21 protein-coding genes and 1 pseudogene are annotated in these 21,207 nt (G+C 60.7%); 8 read left to right on the top strand and 14 right to left on the bottom strand.

What is annotated here, in order from left to right:
- Window positions 1-10: 10 nt before the first annotated feature.
- Window positions 11-877 (bottom strand): hypothetical protein, encoded by an 867-nt coding sequence (locus QA600_RS08545; protein ID WP_278291526.1) that lies wholly within the window; start codon window positions 875-877, stop codon window positions 11-13.
- Between the two features lie 781 nt (window positions 878-1,658).
- Window positions 1,659-2,198: an FxLYD domain-containing protein gene (locus QA600_RS08540; protein WP_278291525.1), complete on the bottom strand. Its 540-nt coding sequence runs from the start codon at window positions 2,196-2,198 to the stop codon at window positions 1,659-1,661.
- 343 nt (window positions 2,199-2,541) lie between these two features.
- Here QA600_RS08540 and QA600_RS08535 point away from each other — a divergent pair, with 343 nt between their 5' ends.
- From QA600_RS08535 to QA600_RS08520, 4 genes are all read left to right on the top strand, one after another.
- A complete protein-coding gene (locus tag QA600_RS08535) occupies window positions 2,542-3,156 on the top strand; it encodes a hypothetical protein (protein ID WP_278291524.1) in 615 nt (204 codons plus the stop codon).
- Window positions 3,149-3,349, top strand: a complete 201-nt coding sequence (locus tag QA600_RS08530) for a hypothetical protein (RefSeq protein ID WP_278291523.1) — start codon at window positions 3,149-3,151, stop codon at window positions 3,347-3,349. Before QA600_RS08535 ends, QA600_RS08530 begins: the two co-directional genes overlap by 8 nt.
- A 1-nt stretch (window position 3,350) precedes the next feature.
- Window positions 3,351-3,572 (top strand): hypothetical protein, encoded by a 222-nt coding sequence (locus tag QA600_RS08525; RefSeq protein ID WP_278291522.1) that lies wholly within the window; start codon window positions 3,351-3,353, stop codon window positions 3,570-3,572.
- A gap of 205 nt (window positions 3,573-3,777) precedes the next feature.
- Window positions 3,778-4,386: a hypothetical protein gene (locus tag QA600_RS08520; RefSeq protein ID WP_278291521.1), complete on the top strand. Its 609-nt coding sequence runs from the start codon at window positions 3,778-3,780 to the stop codon at window positions 4,384-4,386.
- A gap of 3 nt (window positions 4,387-4,389) precedes the next feature.
- On the opposite strand, the gene QA600_RS08515 is transcribed toward QA600_RS08520, so the two are convergent.
- The 3 genes and pseudogenes from QA600_RS08515 to QA600_RS08505 form a co-directional block, all read right to left on the bottom strand.
- On the bottom strand, window positions 4,390-4,773 hold the full coding sequence (locus QA600_RS08515; RefSeq protein ID WP_278291520.1) for a hypothetical protein: 384 nt from the start codon (window positions 4,771-4,773) through the stop codon (window positions 4,390-4,392).
- Window positions 4,774-4,941: 168 nt separating this feature from the next.
- A pseudogene (locus QA600_RS08510) lies at window positions 4,942-5,331 on the bottom strand (hypothetical protein); the annotation flags it as partial.
- Window positions 5,332-5,411: 80 nt separating this feature from the next.
- Window positions 5,412-6,311: a permease gene (locus QA600_RS08505; protein ID WP_278291519.1), complete on the bottom strand. Its 900-nt coding sequence runs from the start codon at window positions 6,309-6,311 to the stop codon at window positions 5,412-5,414.
- A gap of 137 nt (window positions 6,312-6,448) precedes the next feature.
- Between QA600_RS08505 and dph2 the strand changes: the two genes are divergently transcribed.
- Entirely contained in the window at window positions 6,449-7,498 is a 1,050-nt protein-coding gene (dph2, locus tag QA600_RS08500; protein ID WP_278291518.1) for a diphthamide biosynthesis enzyme Dph2, read from the top strand.
- 496 nt (window positions 7,499-7,994) lie between these two features.
- Here dph2 and QA600_RS08495 read toward each other — a convergent pair whose 3' ends face one another.
- Window positions 7,995-8,792, bottom strand: a complete 798-nt coding sequence (locus QA600_RS08495) for a superoxide dismutase (RefSeq protein ID WP_278291517.1) — start codon at window positions 8,790-8,792, stop codon at window positions 7,995-7,997.
- A gap of 164 nt (window positions 8,793-8,956) precedes the next feature.
- Here QA600_RS08495 and QA600_RS08490 point away from each other — a divergent pair, with 164 nt between their 5' ends.
- Together QA600_RS08490 and QA600_RS08485 are read left to right on the top strand one after the other, a co-directional pair.
- Entirely contained in the window at window positions 8,957-9,790 is an 834-nt protein-coding gene (locus QA600_RS08490) for an MBL fold metallo-hydrolase (protein WP_278291516.1), read from the top strand.
- A 53-nt stretch (window positions 9,791-9,843) separates the two neighbouring features.
- Window positions 9,844-10,755 (top strand): hypothetical protein, encoded by a 912-nt coding sequence (locus tag QA600_RS08485; RefSeq protein ID WP_278291515.1) that lies wholly within the window; start codon window positions 9,844-9,846, stop codon window positions 10,753-10,755.
- Window positions 10,756-11,442: 687 nt separating this feature from the next.
- On the opposite strand, the gene QA600_RS08480 is transcribed toward QA600_RS08485, so the two are convergent.
- Window positions 11,443-12,480, bottom strand: a complete 1,038-nt coding sequence (locus QA600_RS08480) for a tyrosine-type recombinase/integrase (protein WP_278291514.1) — start codon at window positions 12,478-12,480, stop codon at window positions 11,443-11,445.
- A complete protein-coding gene (locus QA600_RS08475; protein ID WP_278291513.1) occupies window positions 12,470-12,859 on the bottom strand; it encodes a DUF5805 domain-containing protein in 390 nt (129 codons plus the stop codon). Before QA600_RS08475 ends, QA600_RS08480 begins: the two co-directional genes overlap by 11 nt.
- A gap of 1,235 nt (window positions 12,860-14,094) precedes the next feature.
- Here QA600_RS08475 and QA600_RS08470 point away from each other — a divergent pair.
- The gene (locus tag QA600_RS08470) at window positions 14,095-14,265 is read left to right on the top strand and encodes a hypothetical protein (protein ID WP_278291512.1); all 171 of its coding nucleotides are present in this window, start codon (window positions 14,095-14,097) and stop codon (window positions 14,263-14,265) included.
- A 668-nt stretch (window positions 14,266-14,933) separates the two neighbouring features.
- On the opposite strand, the gene QA600_RS08465 is transcribed toward QA600_RS08470, so the two are convergent.
- The 6 genes from QA600_RS08465 to QA600_RS08440 all read right to left on the bottom strand — a co-directional run bounded on the left by QA600_RS08465 (window position 14,934) and on the right by QA600_RS08440 (window position 21,174).
- Window positions 14,934-16,523 carry a PH domain-containing protein gene (locus tag QA600_RS08465; protein ID WP_278291511.1) on the bottom strand — a complete coding sequence of 530 codons (1,590 nt, stop codon included), beginning with the start codon at window positions 16,521-16,523 and terminating at the stop codon, window positions 14,934-14,936.
- Window positions 16,520-17,008, bottom strand: a complete 489-nt coding sequence (locus tag QA600_RS08460; protein WP_278291510.1) for a PH domain-containing protein — start codon at window positions 17,006-17,008, stop codon at window positions 16,520-16,522. Before QA600_RS08460 ends, QA600_RS08465 begins: the two co-directional genes overlap by 4 nt.
- 111 nt (window positions 17,009-17,119) lie before the next feature.
- On the bottom strand, window positions 17,120-17,353 hold the full coding sequence (locus QA600_RS08455; protein WP_278291509.1) for a transcriptional regulator: 234 nt from the start codon (window positions 17,351-17,353) through the stop codon (window positions 17,120-17,122).
- Between the two features lie 286 nt (window positions 17,354-17,639).
- Window positions 17,640-19,055, bottom strand: a complete 1,416-nt coding sequence (locus tag QA600_RS08450) for a class II fumarate hydratase (RefSeq protein ID WP_278291508.1) — start codon at window positions 19,053-19,055, stop codon at window positions 17,640-17,642.
- Between the two features lie 20 nt (window positions 19,056-19,075).
- On the bottom strand, window positions 19,076-20,716 hold the full coding sequence (locus QA600_RS08445; RefSeq protein WP_278291507.1) for a PH domain-containing protein: 1,641 nt from the start codon (window positions 20,714-20,716) through the stop codon (window positions 19,076-19,078).
- The gene (locus QA600_RS08440; protein ID WP_278291506.1) at window positions 20,713-21,174 is read right to left on the bottom strand and encodes a PH domain-containing protein; all 462 of its coding nucleotides are present in this window, start codon (window positions 21,172-21,174) and stop codon (window positions 20,713-20,715) included. The genes QA600_RS08445 and QA600_RS08440 overlap by 4 nt, the downstream gene beginning before the upstream one ends.
- Window positions 21,175-21,207: the final 33 nt, after the last annotated feature.

Raw genomic sequence — 21,207 nt, 5'->3', positions numbered from 1 at the left:
GACTCTATACTTACATCTCCTGGACAACAATGTGGTTGTGGTGCTGTAGTATGGCTGTTAGTGGATGAAGTATAGTAGGGATGCTTCTGAATCGATCGGTCCCATCGATCGTTATCGAGATGGGATTCTTCGATGTGTTCCTCGGGAGTCGGGAGATCATGGAAGGTCTCTTTCTCAGTCTGATCGGTGATTCTACGAGTGATATCTGATCGGTGATTCTACGAGTGATATCTGATCGGTCGGAGTCGGAGGGGATCTCTCGTTTGTAGAGTCCCGTTTTTCGATGCTCTGCTCCCTCGATTCGGAATACACTGTTTGGATCGTAGACACTCGTATCGAGTTTGACCTCACTGTACTGATTGAACTGCTCAGCTTCCTCCTTGAGCCGTGGGAGGCCTTCTACAGTGACATACCGATCGGTCTCGAGATGGATTGATCGATTTCCGGAGTGATAGAGACCATACTCACTGATTCCCAACCACTCCTCAGCGAAGGCCTCGAGAGCTTCTATACACTCTCTGACAGTCTTTCCATCCTCAAGATCATCCGTCTCGGCTATGACCGAGCAGAGTACTCTACCGTCATCGAGACACTTGTTCTGGATTTCCTTCGGTGGAACTCTCTCATGGACTCGATCCTCCTGATCCTCGTTGAGAAAGTAAATTCCTGTACTGACGTAATTCGCGCTTTCCGGGATATGTTCTGAGACGGATCTTAGGGACATCTCCTGGAAGGAATCAAAATCTTCGGAAGCGTACCGAACATGAGCATGGAACTTCTCTCCTGATAGCTCATCGATCGGTACGCCGCCTTCTGGTACGAGAGACGGCTCACTCCCAGCGAAACTCCTTTGGCTACCGCTATCTATGGTTGACATGGCTCGATTGATCGATTGACGGTCGAAGTTCAGTCGCTCGATGCGGCATAAGGCAGCTCAATCCGGAACTGACCGAGCCATCCCATCCATCCTCAGCATCCCGGGAGATCCCTACTCTCCCGATCAATCCCTGCATCATCGAGCTTGCTCTGTAAGTTGGCTCAGTTCGTTCTGAAGCGATTCGATGGTTAGAATGAGGAAAGCTACCCACAGTACTCCAAAGACTATCTGGAGAGCCGTTACGGGCTCTGAAAGCCCATAGAAGCATAGGGCTCCGGTCATCCAGAGTCCCCATCGAGTTGAGGATCTCACGACTGATCCTCACCCTCGCTTTCAGGCAGTTCTCGGGCTGCTAATTCGAAGAACTGCCGGTAACTGAGGTTCATCTCGTCTTTAGCAGCTTGGACTCGATCTCTGGTTTCAACTGGAACCGAAATCGCGGTTTGGTTTTCATAAACCATAATTGCAACCTCTCTGCTAACCAGTACTGTACGGTTTCCTATAATGCTTCTCACTGTACCACAGAGAAGTGTGCTCTCAACCCTCCTCTAAATCGATTAGATATCTCTGATCAGAATGATATATCGCCGATGACCCTAAGGTGGTGGATCATCTACTGGATGATACCGAGGATTTGACTCCTCGGATCAACTCGAGCGTTTCCAGTAGGATCTTGCACGATCGGGTGGATCCATCATCCATTTTGGATCCACACTCTCCGATCTCAGAAGCTCTATTGCAACCAAATAATAAGAAGCACGCCGTGTAGTTGGTGAAGGCCTTAGAACGGGCTATCCGTCACTGCAATCGTATAGTCGTCGATTTCATCCATCTCCTCCATGGTCATCACTTCAAATGCCCATTCTTCTCCGTCTGAGAGATCGGTGGTGTTTGTAAAGGAATCAGCGATCCGCTGGCCCTCAGCGTTGTACAGCACAACACCGACCTCGACGTAATCGAGTTCTTCTCCAGTGTTATTTGCGACGACACCTTCGACTGAGGCCGAAAATTCATCTCCAACGAGTTCGTGTTCGAGTAGTTCAAGCCCGTCCCGGGTAGACTCAGTATCTTCGTCCTCAAGTACTTCTTCAGGGTCTTCGCCGTTTTCATCGGCACCGTCGTCAGCGCCATTATCTTCCCCATTTGCGTCGTCATCCCCATTGTCCCCTCCATTCGCGTCGTCATCCCCATTATCGTCCGTGGTATCATCGTCAGCACTGTCGTCTGCCCCGTTTTCATCATCAGAGGTCTCACCACCACAGCCTGCGAGGATTGTTGAAAGAGCAACACCTGAACCCAGCAGCACCTTACGTCGATCCATAACAACAACAGAGACTCACCATCTCCAAAAACTTATCGATGTTAGCAAGTATTCTTCTCGGTGTTAATTACAGAGGACTGTTATTCAAATCAACACCCGAGTAGAAGAATCGCGCTCTTGCAAAAATCGACGAAACAGTTCGATTGGGACCACGACCGGGGTTGATTGAACGGTCCAATAAGGCTCCCTAACTGTTCCTCTCGATATTTGGTATGCGGCTGTTTCAGATCAGAGCGGAAAGAGGGAAGTAGAAAGAGACGATATCGTGGATACAGGCTGTGATCAGAGTATTATCATGGCTTTCGCCGTTACCGTTATCATTCTCGATGAGTGTGTATGATACATGGCAAGTCCGATCGTGGAGAACGCGCTTCGAGTTGGTGGAGAGGAGTTCGCTAAGGAGGTTGCTCGCTTCGAGGCTAAGCTCGAAGCCAAGGCCAACACTGCTGATGAGGAGGAACAGCTCAATCAGCGCATTCGAGCTAACTCCTCGATCCCTGAATCTGCTCTCGAGGAGATGACTCCCAAGCAGAAGCGAGAGGTCGCTGAGGAGTTCGAGGGTTCGAACTCTGAGAGCACTGTTGAGATCCCCGTTGCAGGCTCTCGAACGAACTCGAATACGACTCAGGTCAATCGAGATAGTAACTCTGAGACGTATACTGAGGAGATTTCCATCCCATCGCCCGGTAGCGGTGCTCGGGGAGATGATCAGGATACAATCGAGGTTGAGCGAGAACGAACGCCTGATCTAATGGAGCAGAAAGGCCGTTTCAATTCGGAGATGAAGCGAATCCGGGAGGAGCGAAAGCGGGAGCAGAAAGAGCGAGAGAAAGCCAACTCCGGCCAGTCTGATGATGGAGTCTACACGGGGTTCTCTACGACTAACGTCGATACTGACGGCTCCGATATGGATATCCCCGAACCCGGCTCTGGTGCTCAGGGTGATGACGATGAGTGACGACCTCACAGAACGTCAGAAAAACGTCCGGAAAGCAGTGAAGCACAATGTGAACCATCACCGGAATCCGGTAGTCACTACAGAGGAGGTTGCTGAGGAACAGGATCTCCCTGTCGATGTAGCTCTGGAGCTTCTCCGGGATGAGCCCACTGTCTCGAGTAAGCAGATTGGCGATCACTACGTTTGGTGGTGAGATGACAGGGCGTAGATTCGACTACGAGAGAGCCAAGAAGTACGGAACGGAAGTCGATGAGTGGGTCATCGAGCAGACTGGTACGTGGGATAATCCAGTTGTGGGCTTCGAGGAGATCGTTGATGAGTTCGATGAGATGGATCAGAAGGAGCTTCGAGAACATCTCCTTACCAGTGAGCATCTCTCCTCGAAAGAGATTGGAGATGAGACAGTCTTCTGGTAGCCCTCACTCTCCATCTCATCCGACTCATCATCATCCGAAGGGAGAACAGTAGCCAAGAATCCGATCCACTGAGAGCCAACTGAGAGCCTATGAGTCAAAGAGAATCCGATCACAGCAGAGTAGAATATCGTCTCAATACCATGCCTGAGCATCCTCGAGAGCAGTCATCCTCGATATCTACAGTCGATCTCATAGGGGTGATGAGATGAGTCTCGAGGATGAAGGTGAGATGATCGGTGAGAGATCAGAGAGCGTTCCGACTGTAGATCCCGGCTATCGGTGTAACGGGAAACGGATCAATCGGGATGATGATGGAACAGTCCGGTTCATCGGCTACTGCTCTCAGAGAGCAGGACATGGAACGGATCATCTCGGTGAGGGTCGATGTAAGTTCCACGGGGGTAATGCAGGAGCCCCATCCGGGAATCGTAACGGAGCTACTCATGGACTCAGAAGCGATCCTGAGAGCTATTACGAGTCACTCGAACCCGAGAGACAGGCAGAGATCGAAAGAACGACTGAGGCCATCCTCGAGCGATTGAGAGCAAAGTATGATGATCGGGATCGGATCGATCGCGAGTTAGCTCATCGAGTCGCTATCAAGCTGGATATCGTAGAGCAAGCGTCGGTCTACATCGAGGAGGAAGGGCTGATCCAAGTCATCGAGACGGCTCACTCGAGCAAGGAGACTCGGAATACTCTCCTCGCTCAGTTGAGACGGTACGACAAATCGATCATCGATGATCTCTCCAAGCTCGGAGTATTCGATGATCAGACTGAGAAGGTAGATCAGTGGAGAGAGTTCATCGAGTGAAGATTAGGATGAGAGGTCAGCCGTTTCACAGTGTTCAAGGCACTGTTCAGCGAGTTCGGGAAGATCACGGACCAGAAGTTCCTCAGAGCGTCTATCGTACTCGATGAGTTGTGAGCCCTCGAGCTGGGGGAGATGGTTATGATGAAGCTCTACTTTGAGTCTCTCTACTGTTTCGTCTGAGACATCATCAGGCGGGGAATCATGCTTCCACGCAATCAGTCGATCAGCTACTTCATCTCGAGAAGCAGAGTCTACCTCCCTCAGATAGTGAAGAATACGCCGTCGCTGGGTATTGCTGAGGGCGGTCAGGATCTCACTGTTACGCTGGTTCCCATCGAAGTTCGTGTCTTGAGGCGTCTTGTCTGACTGGTTAGGTATGTCCGACATTGGGTTCAGTTCAAGATAGGGCGCATTAAAGACCCTGCATGACCGGAGTAGCTCTGATTATGTGTAACAAGGTCGAAAGAGCAACTCACATTATTGGTCAGTAGGATCACCTCCATCCAGTATCAAAGCTCTTGAGCAGCTGTGAGAGCCTTCTAATCGGAGCGCTTGATCGACTCGAGTAAGGATCGATGAGCGGTGATAGTTGGTTTCTACACTTCTGAGGTCGTAATGTTATAGAGGACTACTCGCTTCTTGTGTAGAGATGAGTTTCATCATCGGAATCGCGCTCTGCTCGTCGTTCGAGAGGATTCCGTGTTTCATCGGGCGGCGTGTCTCCTTGTTGAAAATGTTCGCGAAGTTCAGGGCGTCGTCGCCGACGACGTACACCTTGTCGTCCTTCCGGATGTGTAACACCTCGCTTCTAGCGAGCATCTGCTCGGCCATATCCGAGTAGCCGATCTCCACGAAGGAGTTGCGTTGCTGTACGAACACCGTGTCGTTTCCGTCCTGCTGTGCCGACAGGATATTCATCGTGCCGACGTCTAGGCCTTTGGCCATACCGCCAAACGTACCTGTCTGGTTATAAGTTTAATGGCGAGAATGTGTTGATTTATGAACTATCCGAGGAGAACGGCGGCCTACGATCGATCGAGCAGCGCGCGGACGCGAGCGACGACCCTGTCGAGGACGCTGCTCGAGCCGGTATCGGCCCCGTTTCGCTCCTTTCGCTCGCGGAGCTCGGTCAGCTTCGCCGTCTGGTCGTCGACGGTCGAGTTCGAGGCGGTCGTCTTCGTCTCCCGGCCCTGAAGTCCCTTCAGGCCCGCGACCGCGTCGTCGACCCCCGACGAACGGATCGTCGTCGTCCCTTGTTCCGGATCCATCGAGACGTCGTCGAACCCGTCGTCGTCGAACTCGAGACGTTTGTGGTCGGTCTTCTCGACGCCGCCCCAGGAGAGGTCGACGCTGGCCATCGCGGCGTCGATGTCCTCGCGGATGTCCTCCATCGTGAGTCCGTCGTCGGCGTCGTCTTCCTCGTCGGCTTCGGCCGACTCCGCCCGGCGCGCCAGCTCGAGGTAGTGACCGACCAGCGCGGCACCGGTCGAGGCGATGAGCCCGGTGAGACCGACCGCGTACGTGGTGACGATCTCTACCGTGTAGTCGACGTCGCCGACGAAGTACCAGTGGTACGCGTACACGAAACCGGCGACAGCGAGGGCAGTGATCGTCGCACCGCCGGCCGCGGCATACAGCGTTCGCCGATCGGAGGGCAACAGGACGACCACCCCGAGCATCGTCGCCGGCAGCGACAGCAGCCCCAGCGCGTACGCCGGCTGGAGCAGGTCGTAGTAGGCGCTCTCGAGGGTCCGTGCCTCGTAGGTGCTTCCCCAGAGGAAAAGCAGGAGGGCCGTCGCTCCGATACCGATTCCGCCGAAAAAGAGGCCGAACCCGACGTAGACGTCAGTGTACCCCTCGGGCTCGCCGACGTATCGCCGGTAGAGCTCGAGGAGGGAGCCGTCAGGGGACTGTTCCGTTGTCATGCCTCCCTGATTTTAACTCCACCACCATGACTTTTTGGCCTATTTATATATGAAATAGTGAGTGTATGTTTGCCAGAGTGGTCGGCAGTCGTCCGGGAAACGCCGCCGTTATACGTCCGTGGCCGTAACCGGAGACAATGAGCCAGGAGTCGGAGTACAGCGAGGGAGACCTCAGAAACGTGGGGATGAGCCTCAAGCACGACCGGGAGTGGGACTACGAACTCGAGCGAATCATCGAGGCGATCGAGGAACGAGACGCCGAGACCGTCGGCCTGCAGTTCCCCGAGGGACTGAAACGCCGCGGCCCGAAGGTGGCCGACGACCTCCGGGAACTGGCCGACGACGACGTCACGTTCATGCTCTCGGGCCAGCCCTGCTACGGCGCCTGCGACCTCGACACCTACCTCATGAAACGCACCGACGTGTTCGCTCACTTCGGTCACTCGCCGATGAAGGACACGGACAAGGTGATCTACGTGCCGCTGTTCTCGAACGTCGAGGTACAGCCGATCATGGAGGAAGCCCTCGACACGCTCGAGGATCCCGACGAGACGGAGGGTGTCGGCCTCGTCACGACCGCCCAGCACATGAATCGCTACGAGGAGATGACCGAGTTCCTGGAAGAGCGGGGGTACGATGTCCAGAGCCGTCGCGGCGACGAACGGCTCACCCACGAGGGACAGGTCCTTGGCTGTAACTACGCCAGCGCGGACGTCCCTGCCGATCAGGTGTTGTACGTCGGTGGCGGAAAGTTCCACCCGCTCGGGCTGGCGATGGAACACCCCGAGAAACACGTCGTCATCGCCGACCCAGTCAACAACGTCGTCACGGTCGCCGATACGGAAAAGTTCCTGAAACAGCGCTACGCCTCGGTTCACAAGGCGATGGACGCCCAGAAGTGGGGCGTCATCTTCTGTACGAAGATCGGACAGGGTCGCTGGGATCAGGCCCAGGAGATCCTCGCGGACAACGACGACGCCTACCTCATCACGATGGACGAAGTCACGCCCGACCGCCTGCGGAACTTCAATATGGACGCGTTCGTCAACACCGGCTGTCCCCGCATCACGACCGACGACGGCCCGCAGTTCCACAAGCCGATGCTCACGCCCGGCGAGTACGAGATCGCCGTCGGCAACGAGCCGCTCGAGAACCTCTCGTTCGACACGTTCCACGGCACCTGGTAACCGGGTTGCCCGTTTTCGGTCAGAACGTATATGATATTCCAGTGACTATTTCGGCGTGTGTCACTCGAGCGCCGGTTCCTCGTGATTGCGTCCGTCGCATGCTGGCTTCTCCTTAGGCCTGCCGCGGCCCAGACGGCGGATCCGCTTGCGTCCCCGGCCGGGGAACTCGTCGCCGAAGCCGTAGTGACGCTCGCCATCGGCGCGCTTCTCTTCGTGTTCGCTCCATCGGACTGCTGGTCGTCGTTCCGGGACTGTTCGGGCTGGCCGTCGTCCTCATCGTTGGCGCCGTGCTGGTCTCGGTGAGCCTCGGGACCGACAACCGCTGGGCCGCGTTGCTCGCGGGAACGATCGTCCCCTCGGCGCTGTCGCTGCTCCCGGTCGCCGGCCCCGTCGGTCGATATCGCCGTTCTCGTCGTCGGCTTCGGCGCGATCGTCGCCGACGTGCGGTCCTAGCGTCTCAAATCCCACAGGCCAGCCGCGAGGACGGTTGCGCCGATTACCCGTCCGTCTCGTCGGCGTGGTCGTCGTCCTTGCCCTTTCCGGCCTCGACCTGCGTCAGGAACTCGTAACGATCGCAGACGTCGTCCCAGTCGACGACGTTCCACCACTCCTCGACGTAGCTCCCGCGCTCGTTCTCGTACTGGAGGTAGTAGGCGTGCTCCCAGACGTCGAGGGTGAGAATCGGGATCGAGCCCTGATGGGCTAGCCCGTTCTGCGATTCGGCCTGTCCGATGAACAGGAGATCCGCGACCGGTTCGTAGAACAACATCGCCCAGCCGTCGCCCTCCACGTTCTCCGCGGTGGCGGTGAACTCCTCGCGGAACGCCTCGAACGAGCCGAACCCCTCGTCGATCGCGGCCCCGAGGTCGCCGTCCGGCTCGCCACCGCCGTCGGGACTCATGTTCTGCCAGAAGATGGTGTGGTTGATGTGTCCCGAGAAGTTGAACGAGAAGTCCCGTTTGGCGGCCTTGACGTCCTCGTAGTCGCTCTCGGAGCGCATCTCCTCGAACGTCTCGAGGGCGGCGTTCGCGCCGTCGACGTACGCCTGGTGGTGGGCGCTATGGTGGAGTTCCATGATCCGTTCGTCGATGTACGGCTCGAGCGCGTCGTACTCGTAGGGGAGTTCGGGAAGGGCGTATCGGCCGTTCTCGGTCGCGCCGTCCCCCTCTACGTCACCGTCGTCGCCGGCACCGGCCGCCGACGTCGAGCCGATGAGCGCGAACCCGGCGAGCCCGCCGACAGTCTGGAGTACGTCTCGTCGCTGTCCGGTCGGGAGGATGGAATCGTTCGACATGTGTGAGTCACACCGGAACGACTCCGCATCAAGATTCACCCGGCAGTGGAAGGTCTGTAACCAACAATAGCCCGAGGTCGAACCAACCGTCGGTCGGCGTGACTCGGAGGGGTACCGAGCCGGGAGACACAACACTTACCCAGCCGGTTCGCACATCCTCGAGTATGACATCCAGCGACTGGGACGACTGGCTGGTCCGCGAGATCGAGGACGCCGCCCCCGACGGCGTCGCCGTCTGGTATCTCGGCTGTAACGGGTTCGTGCTCAAGGGCAGCGGCGGGACGACGATCTTCATCGATCCGTACGTCGGCGTGGGCGATCCCCCTCGAACGGTGCGGATGATCCCCGTTCCGTTCGACCCCGAGGATATCGACGAGGCCGACGCCGTCCTCGCGACACACGAACACACCGACCACGTCCACGGCCCGAGCCAGGCGCCGATCCTCGAGAACGCGGGCGCGACGTTCTACGCGCCCGACGACAGCCTGACCGTCGCCCGCGAGGACGAGTCCTGGACCGAGGAGTACGACGTCGCGGACGACCAGCTCGTCGAGGTAGCGGAGGGCGAGACGATCGAGATCGGCGAGTTCACGGTCCACATCGAGGACGCGAACGATCCCGACGCGACCCACCCCGTCAGCTACGTCGTCGAACACGACGCCGGCACCTTCTTCCACGGTGGCGACACCAAACCGTCCGAAGAGTTCGAGCGGATCGGTTCGGCGTACGACATCGACCTCGGCGCGCTCGCGTTCGGCACCGTCGGGCGGATTCCCGACAAGGAGACCGGCGAACCGAAGCGGACGCGGTGGTACAACGACGAAAACCAGATCGTTGAGGCCGCCGCCGGCCTCGAGCTCGAGGCGCTGTTGCCGAGTCACTGGGACATGTGGCGCGGCCTGACGTCCGATCCGAAGGTGCTCCACCACCACGCCAAGAGCTTCGAGTATCCGAATCGGCTCGAGCTCGTCGAGATCGGCGATCGTGTCGACCTCTAGCATTCCTGCCCGAAACGCAACTCGTTTACCGCTCGACGGCCGAGAACCGGTCGATGGGCGAGACGATTCCGATTGCCGTTCCGCGAAAGGGTCGCCCGCTCGAGTGCGTGCTCGATCGCATTGCCACGCGCCTCGACGTACCGGCCCTCGCGGACGATATCACCTCGACGCTCCGCCACGAAAAGGCCCTCACCAAGGGACGCCTCGACGCCGAGGCGGACGTCTACCATCGCCTCGCCACCTACAGCACCGTCGACGATCCGACCGAGCCCGAGTACACCCTCTTGCGTGACGACCGGGCCGGCAAGCCTCGACGGATCGTCTTCGATAGTGTCACGATTCCCCTCGAGGACGGGAACGGCACCGAGATCCAGCTCGTCGGCCGCGAGGAGCCGTTCCGCGCGCTGCGGACCCACGAGTTCGCGCTCGGGTTCGACAGCGCCGACTTGGTCCTCGAGGAGGTCGTCGAACTCCGTCCCGAACCGCTGAACCGGATCGCCGACGTCAACGCCCGGATCAACCCCGTCGACACCGACGTCCGTGTCGTCACGGGGCTCGGTGACACCGTCTACCACACGCTGATGGCGACCCCGGAGACGGCGCCCCAACAGGCGCCGATCGACCGCGACTTCCTCGAGGACTACGAGGGACCGCTCTGTATCGAACCCCGCTACGAACGGCTGGTACAGGCCGTGTTGGGAACGAAGACGCTCGGCGGCGTCGACTTTCGCTACCCGACAGAGGGCCGCGAGGAGGAGGCCGCAATCGCCGACGCGGGGCTGGGCGTCTACCTGACGGTCACCGGTTCTACCGCCCGCGAGCACGGCCTCGTGCTCGGCGAGCAGCTGTTCCCCAGCGAGACGGTGTTGCTCGAGAACGGGTCAGAGGTGACCGACGCCGTCGCCGCGGTGCGATCGGCGATCGCGAACGGTGCCCCCGAGACCGAACTCGCGCTCCCGAACTAACCCTCCCGTTCTCGAAACGATCGATACTCACCTCGAGAGCGTCTGCCCCGGCCGAATCTCCCACTTCGACCACCGAAATCGATTCCGGAATTTTGTATATCGATATGTGATTTATGTGTCCGAGGGCAGTCGCTCGAATTCGAGGGAAACCGTTTCGTCGAGAGCTGTCATGATGGCGGTCGGACACGAACGACGCCTAACGGAGTTCGAGTGACGAACGCCTCTCGGACCCTCGAGTTCCCCGTCCAACGTTCCCCGAGGTGACGGCAACTCCGTCGACTTGCGGCATCGACCCCGCGCTCCGACGCACCATCGGTCCAACAGAAAGTGAGGAATCGACTCGTAGCCTGCACGAGGTCGAGACCGTCCACGACCGCGACCCATCGGTCTGTGTATCCGCAGACCGAGACCCCACTAATTCCCGCCGATGCGAACGGTTCACCGATTCCCCTCGAGGGAGTAACTCGGTCTGATCATAGTGACCGACCGACGGTAACCCGGCGCGGTACCCACGTCGAACGCATCCGCTACCTCGCCTTCCGGAGAGTCGACGGCGACCGATCCGAGATCGCGGTCGGGAGTGCGTGTACCTCGAGGAGATCGGTCGACGGCCACCGCTCTCGAGCGTCTCCCGCAGTCCCCCAACTCCCTCGCTCGAGCGTCGATCCGGATTCGACCGTCGGCCGCTCAGTACAGCGAATAGATATTCCGCTCGTAGATTGTTCGGACCTGATCGCCCCAGTTGTGGGTGTAGGTGTCGATGATATCGCTCGCGACGTCCCCGCGGAGGTACTTGACGATCCCCCGATCACCCGTCCGATCCCGCAGGTGGGTCGTGAAAAAGTGCCGGAAGTAGTGAGGTGTGACGTTCTCGGTCGCCCCGCCGCCCGTTCGGTACCAGCCCCGTTCCCGGGCGTGTTTCTCGACGACGTACTGCACGTCCGCGGGCTCGAGTCGCTCTCCCCAGTCGTCGCCGGTACCGAGAAAGAGCGGGTCTGCTGGCGACAGTGGGTCCGGACGGATCGCCAACCACTCGAGCAGTACCCGGCGGAGTTCGTCGTCGACGGGAATAACCGTCTCCCGTTTTCGTTTGTTCGAGGCCGTTCGCTGTTCGCCGTTTACCGTCTTTCCGCGAGCCGGCTCGGAGTCGACGAACAGCGAGGCCGGGCGTCGCTCGAGTTCTACCCGCGACGTCCACTCAAGCTCGAGCTCTGGAACCGCGAGGTGACAGTCCCGCAGATCGAGGTTACAGAGCTCGCCCACCCGCATCCCCGTCTTCAGCAGGGTGACGACGACCGCGTGCTCGAGGGGGTGAACGATCGAGCCGACGAACTCGCGCATCTCCGGCACCGAGATATCCCGTCGGGTCGGGTTCGTGTCGATCGACTCGGACAGTTCCTCCATCACGAGCACCATCGGATTCTCTTCGAACGCGCCAACCCGATTCATGTACTCGTAGAAGCGGTTGAGATAGGAGGCGTAGGTCGCGATCGTGCTCGGCTCGAAGCGTTCGCGAAGCGAGTGGACCCAGGCCATACACTCCCGGCGACCGACCGACGAGACGTCCTCGGCGTCGAAGCGCTCGCGGGCGAACGCCTCGAACTGGCGGAGCACTCGTTGGTAGGCCTCGAGGGTGCGCTCGCTCTTGCCGTGGTAGCGCTGGTCGTCCAGGAAGTACGCGATCGGATCCTCGATCGTGTCGGGGGCGTCGACGCTACTCGCCATCGTCACCCACGATCGTGTACCCGCCGTGGCGTCCGCTGTACCGAACCCGGTTCTCGGCCTGGAGCTCCTCGAGCGTGTCGTCGAGGCGAGACTCGATATCGTCGCTAACCGCCTCGAGGAGTTCCTCCCACGTGTAGGTGTCAGCGGACAGTAACTCGAGGAGACGTGTTTCGAGGTCGTTACCCCCGGGGTCTGCGTCCGGAGAACCGGGTTCCTCGATCTCCCGCTGGAACCCCTGACGTCCGGCCTGGACCATCGTTCGGAGAAACTCGCTCTGGCTCATTCCGAGGTCGTCGGCGTGGTCTTGCCACGTTTCCTTCTGGTAGACGGGAACGTAGGTCTTCACGGCGGTTCGAGAGGTATCCTGGGAATCGGCCATACGCAACCCATCAGACTCCGAACCCTTCAATCTGACTGTGCCTCAATCTAAGTGATCTTATACCCACTCTTGGACCGAATTCAGGAGCATAAATAGTACTAGATTTCAGTCTATAGTTGTAGAAAGTGCCACAAGGTGATATACTCATCTCTCCCTACTGCAGGGTCACGAGTTGGGATAACTAGATAGTGAGAACAGTCCAAGTCCTCGAGCGAGAGTCGTCGTTCTTCCTCGAGGGTTTCATGGGTATTGCAGCGACGTCCGCTGTCGGTCGCTCTTCCGAAGAAGAGAACAGTCAAACGAGGTAACCAGATCCAGTGGAAGAACCGGTGGCCCCGTATCGCCAGTTCGGATGGCACAGTTGGGGGACGTCCATGGAGTGTGTGTTACACACGATCGGGTAGGCACTCGAGGAATCGCCATCATCGGTAGCCGTCAGGAAGGGGTTGCTGAGCAGAGCGGCGGGGTTCGACGGGGCAGCCTCCTCCAAGATGCGTTGACTCGGTCAGTCTATGGACCTGATTGCTGGAAGAAGGCTTATTTATCCCTGACAAGTGCGGACGGTGTGTTCTCGGCTGGTCGACGGTATCCCTCACAAAACACAACCTTCTGACCGTCTGTAGATCCTGCATGGAGTCGGTGTACTCGGCGGAGAACGAACACGGGTCGAGACTCGTGATGGCGATACCTGCGATCTCCCCCTGCTAGATATCTCCCCGACCAACTAGCCCCTTTCTAACTACGACGGCGGAAACACTCGCACCGTCTCGACCAAACATCCGCCTGGGGCTGGGCTATCCAAGGTGGAGAGTGTTGGCATCCAGAATCCCGAACTACCGGTCACAGTTAACGGCTCGGTTTCGTCGCATTGGTAGCAGCCGAGTCCACCGCCTCCTACGCGCTCCATGCTGGGGAGGAGATGGACGAGACCGGACTCTATCTCGGGAGAGAGAGAGACTTTCGCTCGTCGTGGACGGTGATTCCCTCTTTTATCGACTGGATCGGGAAGCCGGAGAAACGGTTTCGAAGGCGTTAGCCACGGCTGGCGGAAGCGAAGGACGGACGAGCGAGGCATTTAGCCGACGTATTGTAGCGATACTCGATTCGGGGTTGCTCGTACTTCCGAGATCGTCCGAACCCGATCGCTATCGACGCTCACACCGGCGAAGCGTGCTGGCGAGATCGCTTCACAAACCGTCTCAGATAGTCCCGTCCATACCGGAGCGGTCGTTACGATGGATACCGGTACGGACGGCGAACCCACCGCGCTTGAGGCGGCGACAGGCAAGCGGCAGTGGAAAGTCGACATCTCCGACTCTTTTCAGCCGGACGAGAACGATTTCAACGACGCCGTTCGGGGTAATGCCGTCGCCAGGATTGATCCCGTTTTTTCGGGCGTTCGATGAAACGTCGATCACTCTCGACGCGGCGACCGGTGAAACGGACCAGGTAACGCCAGCGACTCCGCCGGAGACGCCTATATCGAAGACGAGACGAAACGACGTTCCGACTGGGAACGAACCATCGTCTTCTCGGACGGTTCGCTGGTGGTTGTCGAATCGAACGGGGCGGACAGGTCGAATAGTCTACACGCAATCGATCCTGGGACGGAAAGCGAACGGTGGACGTTCGAACCGGAGGAGAAAGAGACGGACGTATCCGTTCGGTGGCGGTGGTGGCTGAGGAACGGTGTTTCTCCCCGCAATAGTGGTGTCCCACTCCATCAACCTCCGAGTGAGGTCCTTGAACACGAGCTCGAGGGGCACGCTCGGTCGATGACTATCGCTGATGACGCCTGTCTCGTCGCTCCAAAGACGAGTGATCGACCTATAGACCCCATCGGCGGTGAGATCGACCCGCTCTCTCGATCGGCTCAACCTGGGGGATTCGAGACGTGTTTTTGACTCGTTCTTCGATCGAGAGGACTGGTTCCACGGTAGTTCCAGATAGGTACGATACTACTCCGATTGTTCGGCTTCCACCGTATAAATTCTATACCGCTACATGAATTCGGCCGATATCTCGGTCACGGACTCGGACGTTTCGGTGCGGTGATTCGCGGACGGTGAGCCACCTACCGCTCGAACTCTTCCGAGTTGTCGGACGGGGTATCGGAATTCGGTTCGAGGCCGGTCGATTCGTTCTGACCGCCAAACCACTCTCCGACCGTCCGCTCTCGCTTTCGTGCCCGAAGCCGTTCCTGCAACCGCTCCTCGATCTCGAGTTGCATCTCGAGCCCGCTCTCGTCGTCGACGTCGTAGGCGGTCGCGGCCCGGCCGAGAAGCGACGCCGAGCTGGCGGTGTCGGCCGTGACGCTCGCCAGGCGGCGCCGTCGCTGGAAGATCGACTGGGTGTGTAACACCGCCTGGACGCGGTAGTAGGGGACGACCTTCGTCGTCCGGTTCCAGAACCCGGTTCGGGTGAAGACGTAACGGTCACCGAGCTGGTGGCCTCGATTGCGCCACTTCAGGTGGGCCGCAACGGGGACGAGGACGACCAGGACAGCAGGGAGGTACCCCCGCTCGAGCGCCGTCGCGGTCGTGAGCAGGTAGCCGGCGGCGACTAACGTACCGACGACCAGCAGGTACCGAACGCCGTACCGTTCCCGTGCGCGCTTGGGCGGCGCCTCGAGGTCGACCTCGCCGAAGGGCTCGATCGATCGGGCCAGCCTGACAACGCGGTCGTAGCCCGCAAGCGGGATCGCTGACTCCGTTCCACGAGAGCCCTGCCCGGGCGCGTAGCCGGCGGTTTCGACCGCTAGTGCGCCGTAGCCGAACCACCGGAACGGCACGCGTTCGGTGATCGTCAGGGTCTGGACCTTCTCGAGGGGGATCGTTCCGCTGTAGCGCTGGACGAGCCCCCGCTCGTAGTAGAGTTCGTCGCCGACGCGAGTGAGTCGGAACCCGTAGTAGCGGTTGAACGTGAGGACGGCGCTGACGACCCAGGCTGCGAGCAGGAACAGGACGACGAGCCACGCGAGGGCGACGAGCCCGCCCTCGGCGCCGGGTAGGCCGTCGACCAGGTCTGCCGGGATCAGCGTCGTTGGATCGAACCCGCTGAGAAAGGACAGCGCGATCCCGCCCAGCAGGCTGGCCCCAGGGTCGATGGTGAACACGCTGAGGATCGCCAGCTCCCGGGGTTCGATCTCGAAGAGAAGCTCCTCTTCGTCGTCCGGGCTCGAGTCTCGAGTCTCGGACGCCGACTCCTCGTCTTCGTCGTCTTCGGCTCGCGCGCCGCGTCGAAGCTGGCGTCTGAGTCGTCGAGCCTCCTCCTCGTCGACGTACTGCAGGGAAACCTCCGTCTGACCGCCACCGGCGGTCTCGATGTGGACGGCCGCGAGCCCGAACAGCCGGCTGAGAACCGGCTGACGGACGTCGACGTTCTGGATTCGTCGCAGCGGTACCTCCCGGTCGCGTCTCGCGAGGACCCCGGAGGCGACGTCAAACGTGTCCGCCGTGAGTTCGTACCGGAACCGCTCGTAGTAGGCGACCTCGTAGACGACCGCGACGACGATTCCGAGCAACACCATCCCACCGACGGAGACGAGCGTCCCCCCGGCACCGCCGGGGGAGGCGAAGACGCCGGCGATAAAAAAGAGGAGCCCGACGTTGACGCTGCGCGAGATCGATCTGACCGCGATCGAGAGCGGGTGAAGCTTCTTCATACGGCGTCCTCTCCCTCGCTCTCGATCGCGAGCCGGCGCAGGTCCTCACGGAGCTGCTCGGCTCGCTCTGGCGTCAGACCGGGGATCGCGACGTCGGCGCTTCGCGAGCCCGCCGTGTAGACGACGACGGTCGCCAGCCCGGTCGTTCGCTCGATCGGCGACCGCCTCGAGTCGACGTGCTGGACGCGAACGTAGGGGACGACGGTCTTGATCCGGGTGAAGACCCCTCGCTCGATGTAGAGGCCGTCGTCCTGCACCTCGAAGCGCCAGACGGCGTAGCGCCGCCAGGCGACGGCGACGCGGACGAGTCCGAGGGTGACCGCGAGACCGATCGCACCCGGAACGAGCAGGTCCGGCGAGTTCGCCCACAACCCTGTCTCCGAGAGTACCAGCGCGGCGCCGACGAGAAATCCGCCGACGATTCCGGCCCGGAACACCGCCAAGAACAGCCAGACGACGCGGATCCGGGGATTGAGTCGCTCCATGAGGAACCGAAGGGAGGGGGCGCGAATAAAAAGTCGGATCTCGAGATCGAACGGGAGCGAGGAGTGGAGAGCACGTCGAGTCGACAGAGAGCCGAAAACCGGGCGGAGTGGTCAGTGTGTCGCCGTTCGGACGTCGTCGACCTGATAGAGGTCCTCTCGAAGCCCCTCTCCGTCGCAGCCCTCGGCGGGGCACTCGTAGTGCCACCCGTCCTCGGTCGCGTCTCGCTCGCGGAAGCGGTCGCCGCATACCTGACAGAACAGTTGGGCTTTCTCGCAGGTATCCCGGTGGAGTTCGAGGGCGAGTTCGGTCTGGAACGACTGGTTGCAGTTACGACAGGTGTGCATATTTCGTCTGACGCGAGCATCCGTAAAAACTGCTTGGGTTCTTTTCTTGCGCCCGGATCGCGCTTGATTCGGCCTCATTCGGTCGGTTTGGGTTCGACCGACAGACAAGAAAGAACGAACAGTAGTCGATAGTACTCGAGTCCGTGTGCTTCGTTTCGCGAGACGTTCCCGAGAACGCACCCTCGAGCAGTCGACCCCTGTCACGCTATGACAGGATTGTGATGGATGGGCCGATACTCGAGTCGGTCCGCGGTGAGCTACGAGACGTTCGTTCGAAACGCCGGACTCACTCCTCGCGGCCCAGGATACCGCGCTGAGTCATCTTCTCGGGGTCGAGCACCTCGTCAGCTTCCTCCTCGTCGAGGTAGCCCTTCTCGAGGACGACCTCGCGGACCGTCTTGTCCTCCTTGAGCGCCGTTTTGGCGACCTCGCTGGCCTTGTCGTAGCCGATGTGGACGTTCAGCGAGGTGGCCATCGCCATCGACTGTTCGACGCGCTCCTCGCAGTGTTCGCGATTGGCCTCGAGCGGGTCGACGAACCGCTCGGCGAAGATCTGACTCGAGTTCGCGAGCAGCTCCGCGGACTCGAGGAAGTTGTGGGCGAGGACGGGTTTGTAGAGGTTGAGGTCGATCTGGCCCTCCGCGGCGCCGGCGGAGACGGCGGCGTCGTTGCCGACGACCTGCTTGTGGACCTGGTTGACCGCCTCGGCGACGACGGGGTTGATCTTGCCGGGCATGATCGAGGAGCCGGGCTGGTTCTCGGGCTGTTCGATCTCACCGAGGCCGTTTCGCGGACCGGAGGCCAGTAGCCGAAGATCGTTGGCGATCTTGTTCAGCGAGCCCGCGACGACCCGGAGGGCGCCGTGAGCTTCGGACATGGCGTCGTGGGCGGCCTGGGCCTCGAAGTGGTTGTCGGCCTCGCGGAACTGGACGCCGGTCTCTTTCGTGATGTACTCCGCTGCGCGACCGGGGAACTCCTCGTGGGTGTTCAGCCCCGTCCCGGTAGCGGTGCCGCCCAGCGCGAGCTCTGCGAGGTGGTTCCGAACCTTGTCGACGCGGTCGAGTCCCTTCTCGACCTGGGTGCGGTAGCCGCCGAACTCCTGGCCGAGCGTCACCGGCGTCGCGTCCTGGAGGTGGGTCCGTCCCGTCTTGACGACGTCGTCGAACTCCTCCTCTTTGCGCTCGAGGGACTCCCGGAGCGTATCCAGCGCCGGGATAACGTCCTTCTCGACGGCTTCGAGGGAGGCGACGTGCATCGCGGTCGGGATCACGTCGTTGCTCGACTGCCCGTAGTTGACGTGGTCGTTGGGGTGGACGACGCGGTCCCCGATCTCGGCGCCCATGATTTCGGCGGCGCGGTTCGCGATGACCTCGTTGGCGTTCATGTTCGAGGAGGTCCCGGAGCCGGTCTGGAAGACGTCGACCGGGAACTGGTCGTCGTGCTCGCCGGCGATGACTTCGTCTGCGGCCTCGACGATCGCCTCGGCGACGTCGTCCTCGACTAGGCCGAGGTCGCGGTTGGCCTGCGCGGCGGCCTTCTTCACGACGCCGAGCCCGCGAACGAACCGGCGGCTGAACGAGATGCCCGAGATCGGGAAGTTCTGGATCGCGCGCTGGGTCTGGGCGCCCCAGTAGGCGTCGGCCGGCACCTGCATCTCGCCGAGACTGTCCTCCTCGAGACGGAACTCGTCGTCGCGTGTCATACCCGACACCTCGAGAGGGGTCAGGTAAAATCCACCGAAAAGCTGGCGTCGTCGGTGCGAGCCCGCTCTCTCAGGGCCGACTGCAGACGCTTCCGGCCGGTTCGGTGGGCGCCACGGGCGTCCTCGAGGTCGACGTCGTAGATCGTCGGGGTATCCCAGAACAGCGTTCGCGAACTGGCGGTGTCGACGACCAGCGAGGCGATGCCCAGCCGGCGCTGGAAGATCGATCGTCGGGTGGAGACAGTCTGGATCCGGAAGTACGGAATAACCGTCGTCCGGCGGCGCCAGAATCCACGGCGGATCACCAGGTGGTCCTCGCCGACGTAGTAGCCAAGGTTGACGTACCGCAGGTGGGCCGCAGGTGGGACCGCCACAAAGACGACCGCGGCGAGATACCACCGCTCGAGGGGCGTTACCTGCGCGAGCGCGAGAGCGGCGGCGACGACGCCGGCGGCGATCAGGGAGTAGCGAACGAGATAGCGACGGCGGGCGATCGGCGGCGGACTCGCGAACGCGGGGGTCTCGACGTGCGTGAGGTTTTCCGCGAACCGGTGGACGTGAGCCGCGCGGGCCATGGGAACGGCCGACTGGCTGCCGCCGCTGCTGTCGGGGCCGTAGCCGGCCGTCTCGACCCATAGCCCGGCGTAATCGATCAGTCGCTGGAGCGGGTTGTCGGTGATCGTGACCGACTGCACCTTCTCTGCCGGGATCGAGCCGCTGTAGCGCTGGAGCAGCCCCCGCTCGTAGACGAAGTCCTCGTCGACCCGACCGAGTCGGAAGTCGTAGTACGTTGCGAACGTGTAGGCAACGCTGACGAGGTAGGTGATGACGATCCCGTTAACCATCGAGACGACTGTCAGGACGCCGTAGCTCTGTGTGTCGCCCGTCTGGAGGTCCTGCGGACCGCCGAACGGCTGCGAGAGGGTCACGAGGAAGTCGAGAACCGTATCGGTCGCGAAGAAAAACAGGAACCCAACGGCGGCGAGGGCAGCCGGTCGCAGCGTCGTCAGCGAGTAGAGGAGAAGTTCTCGAGAGTCGAGGGCGAACAGCCGTTTTCGGCTCGGTTCGGTCGGTTCGCGCCGGGATCGCGTCTCGGAAGCTGGCGACGCCTCGGCGGTTCCATCGACTCGAGACGACTGCTTGTCGAGCGGTTCATGATCGAGCGGTCGACTGTCCTCGGATGCCTCGGAGGTGGGTCGGTCAGGGTCGTCAGCGTCGACGCCGGCGGTTCGGCGGCGGATCTGGTGCTGGAGGCGATCGGCCTCCGACTTGCTCACGAGCTGGAGTGCGGCCTCGCTGTGTCCGCCGCCAGCGGTTTCGACGGTGACGACCGCAAGCCCAAGGACGCGCTGCAATACGCCCTGGCGGACGTCGACGTTCTGGATCCGCCGATAGGGAATCTCGCGGGAGCGACGCGCGATGACCCCCGAGGCGACGTCGAACGTGTCCGGCGTGATCCCGTACTCGAAGCGGTAGTAGTAGACGATACCGTATGCGGCGCCAGAGAGGAAGCCGAGCAGGGCGGCGACGGGAAGCCACGCGATGTTGACGACCTCTATCGCGCCCGCAAGGGCGGTGACGAGGAAGAACGGAACCCACAGCCACAGCAGGCCGTACCGGAGCGCGTAGACGGCCGCGCTGAACGGATGCAGCCGATTCATACGGCGTCGTCGGCCTCGCTTTCGACGGCAAGTTCTCGGAGCGTATCCTGTAGCCTCCGGGCGCGGTCCGGCGTCAGGCCGGGAATTCGGACGTCGGCGTTTCGCGAGCCCGCGGTGTAGACGACGACGCTCGAGAGCCCGAGGACTCGTTCGATCGGGCCGAACTGCGTGTCGACGTGTTGAACCCGAACGAACGGGACGGCGGTCTCGACGAACGTGATGACGCCACGCTCGAGATAGAGGGCGTCGCCCTGCAGCTCGAACTGCCAGATCTGGTAGAGTCGGACGGCGTAGGCGATACCCAGGACCGCTGCGACGGCGACAATACCCACCAGTCCGGCCGTCGGCACGGGGACGAGCCACCGGTCGACGGCGACGAGGACGGCACCGAGCACAGCCGCCAGGATCGCCGTCTGTGCGATCCACAACAGCCTGATCCGCGGGTGAAGCGACTCCATACGAACGTTCTCGCGAGCGAACACGAGTATCCT

This window comes from Natronococcus sp. A-GB1 (genome assembly GCF_029688845.1).
Classification (GTDB): domain Archaea; phylum Halobacteriota; class Halobacteria; order Halobacteriales; family Natrialbaceae; genus Natronococcus.
This window is presented reverse-complemented; position numbering and strand designations above follow the sequence as displayed.

Excerpts from the sequence above, each read along its gene's own strand:
- QA600_RS08545 (WP_278291526.1), bottom strand. The coding sequence starts at position 877 with ATGTCAACCATAGATAGCGGTAGCCAAAGGAGTTTCGCTGGGAGTGAG.
- QA600_RS08540 (WP_278291525.1), bottom strand. The coding sequence starts at position 2,198 with ATGGATCGACGTAAGGTGCTGCTGGGTTCAGGTGTTGCTCTTTCAACA.
- QA600_RS08535 (WP_278291524.1), top strand. The coding sequence starts at position 2,542 with ATGGCAAGTCCGATCGTGGAGAACGCGCTTCGAGTTGGTGGAGAGGAG.
- QA600_RS08530 (WP_278291523.1), top strand. The coding sequence starts at position 3,149 with ATGAGTGACGACCTCACAGAACGTCAGAAAAACGTCCGGAAAGCAGTG.
- QA600_RS08525 (WP_278291522.1), top strand. The coding sequence starts at position 3,351 with ATGACAGGGCGTAGATTCGACTACGAGAGAGCCAAGAAGTACGGAACG.
- QA600_RS08520 (WP_278291521.1), top strand. The coding sequence starts at position 3,778 with ATGAGTCTCGAGGATGAAGGTGAGATGATCGGTGAGAGATCAGAGAGC.
- QA600_RS08515 (WP_278291520.1), bottom strand. The coding sequence starts at position 4,773 with ATGTCGGACATACCTAACCAGTCAGACAAGACGCCTCAAGACACGAAC.
- QA600_RS08505 (WP_278291519.1), bottom strand. The coding sequence starts at position 6,311 with ATGACAACGGAACAGTCCCCTGACGGCTCCCTCCTCGAGCTCTACCGG.
- dph2 (WP_278291518.1), top strand. The coding sequence starts at position 6,449 with ATGAGCCAGGAGTCGGAGTACAGCGAGGGAGACCTCAGAAACGTGGGG.
- QA600_RS08495 (WP_278291517.1), bottom strand. The coding sequence starts at position 8,792 with ATGTCGAACGATTCCATCCTCCCGACCGGACAGCGACGAGACGTACTC.
- QA600_RS08490 (WP_278291516.1), top strand. The coding sequence starts at position 8,957 with ATGACATCCAGCGACTGGGACGACTGGCTGGTCCGCGAGATCGAGGAC.
- QA600_RS08485 (WP_278291515.1), top strand. The coding sequence starts at position 9,844 with ATGGGCGAGACGATTCCGATTGCCGTTCCGCGAAAGGGTCGCCCGCTC.
- QA600_RS08480 (WP_278291514.1), bottom strand. The coding sequence starts at position 12,480 with ATGGCGAGTAGCGTCGACGCCCCCGACACGATCGAGGATCCGATCGCG.
- QA600_RS08475 (WP_278291513.1), bottom strand. The coding sequence starts at position 12,859 with ATGGCCGATTCCCAGGATACCTCTCGAACCGCCGTGAAGACCTACGTT.
- QA600_RS08470 (WP_278291512.1), top strand. The coding sequence starts at position 14,095 with ATGGATACCGGTACGGACGGCGAACCCACCGCGCTTGAGGCGGCGACA.
- QA600_RS08465 (WP_278291511.1), bottom strand. The coding sequence starts at position 16,523 with ATGAAGAAGCTTCACCCGCTCTCGATCGCGGTCAGATCGATCTCGCGC.
- QA600_RS08460 (WP_278291510.1), bottom strand. The coding sequence starts at position 17,008 with ATGGAGCGACTCAATCCCCGGATCCGCGTCGTCTGGCTGTTCTTGGCG.
- QA600_RS08455 (WP_278291509.1), bottom strand. The coding sequence starts at position 17,353 with ATGCACACCTGTCGTAACTGCAACCAGTCGTTCCAGACCGAACTCGCC.
- QA600_RS08450 (WP_278291508.1), bottom strand. The coding sequence starts at position 19,055 with ATGACACGCGACGACGAGTTCCGTCTCGAGGAGGACAGTCTCGGCGAG.
- QA600_RS08445 (WP_278291507.1), bottom strand. The coding sequence starts at position 20,716 with ATGAATCGGCTGCATCCGTTCAGCGCGGCCGTCTACGCGCTCCGGTAC.
- QA600_RS08440 (WP_278291506.1), bottom strand. The coding sequence starts at position 21,174 with ATGGAGTCGCTTCACCCGCGGATCAGGCTGTTGTGGATCGCACAGACG.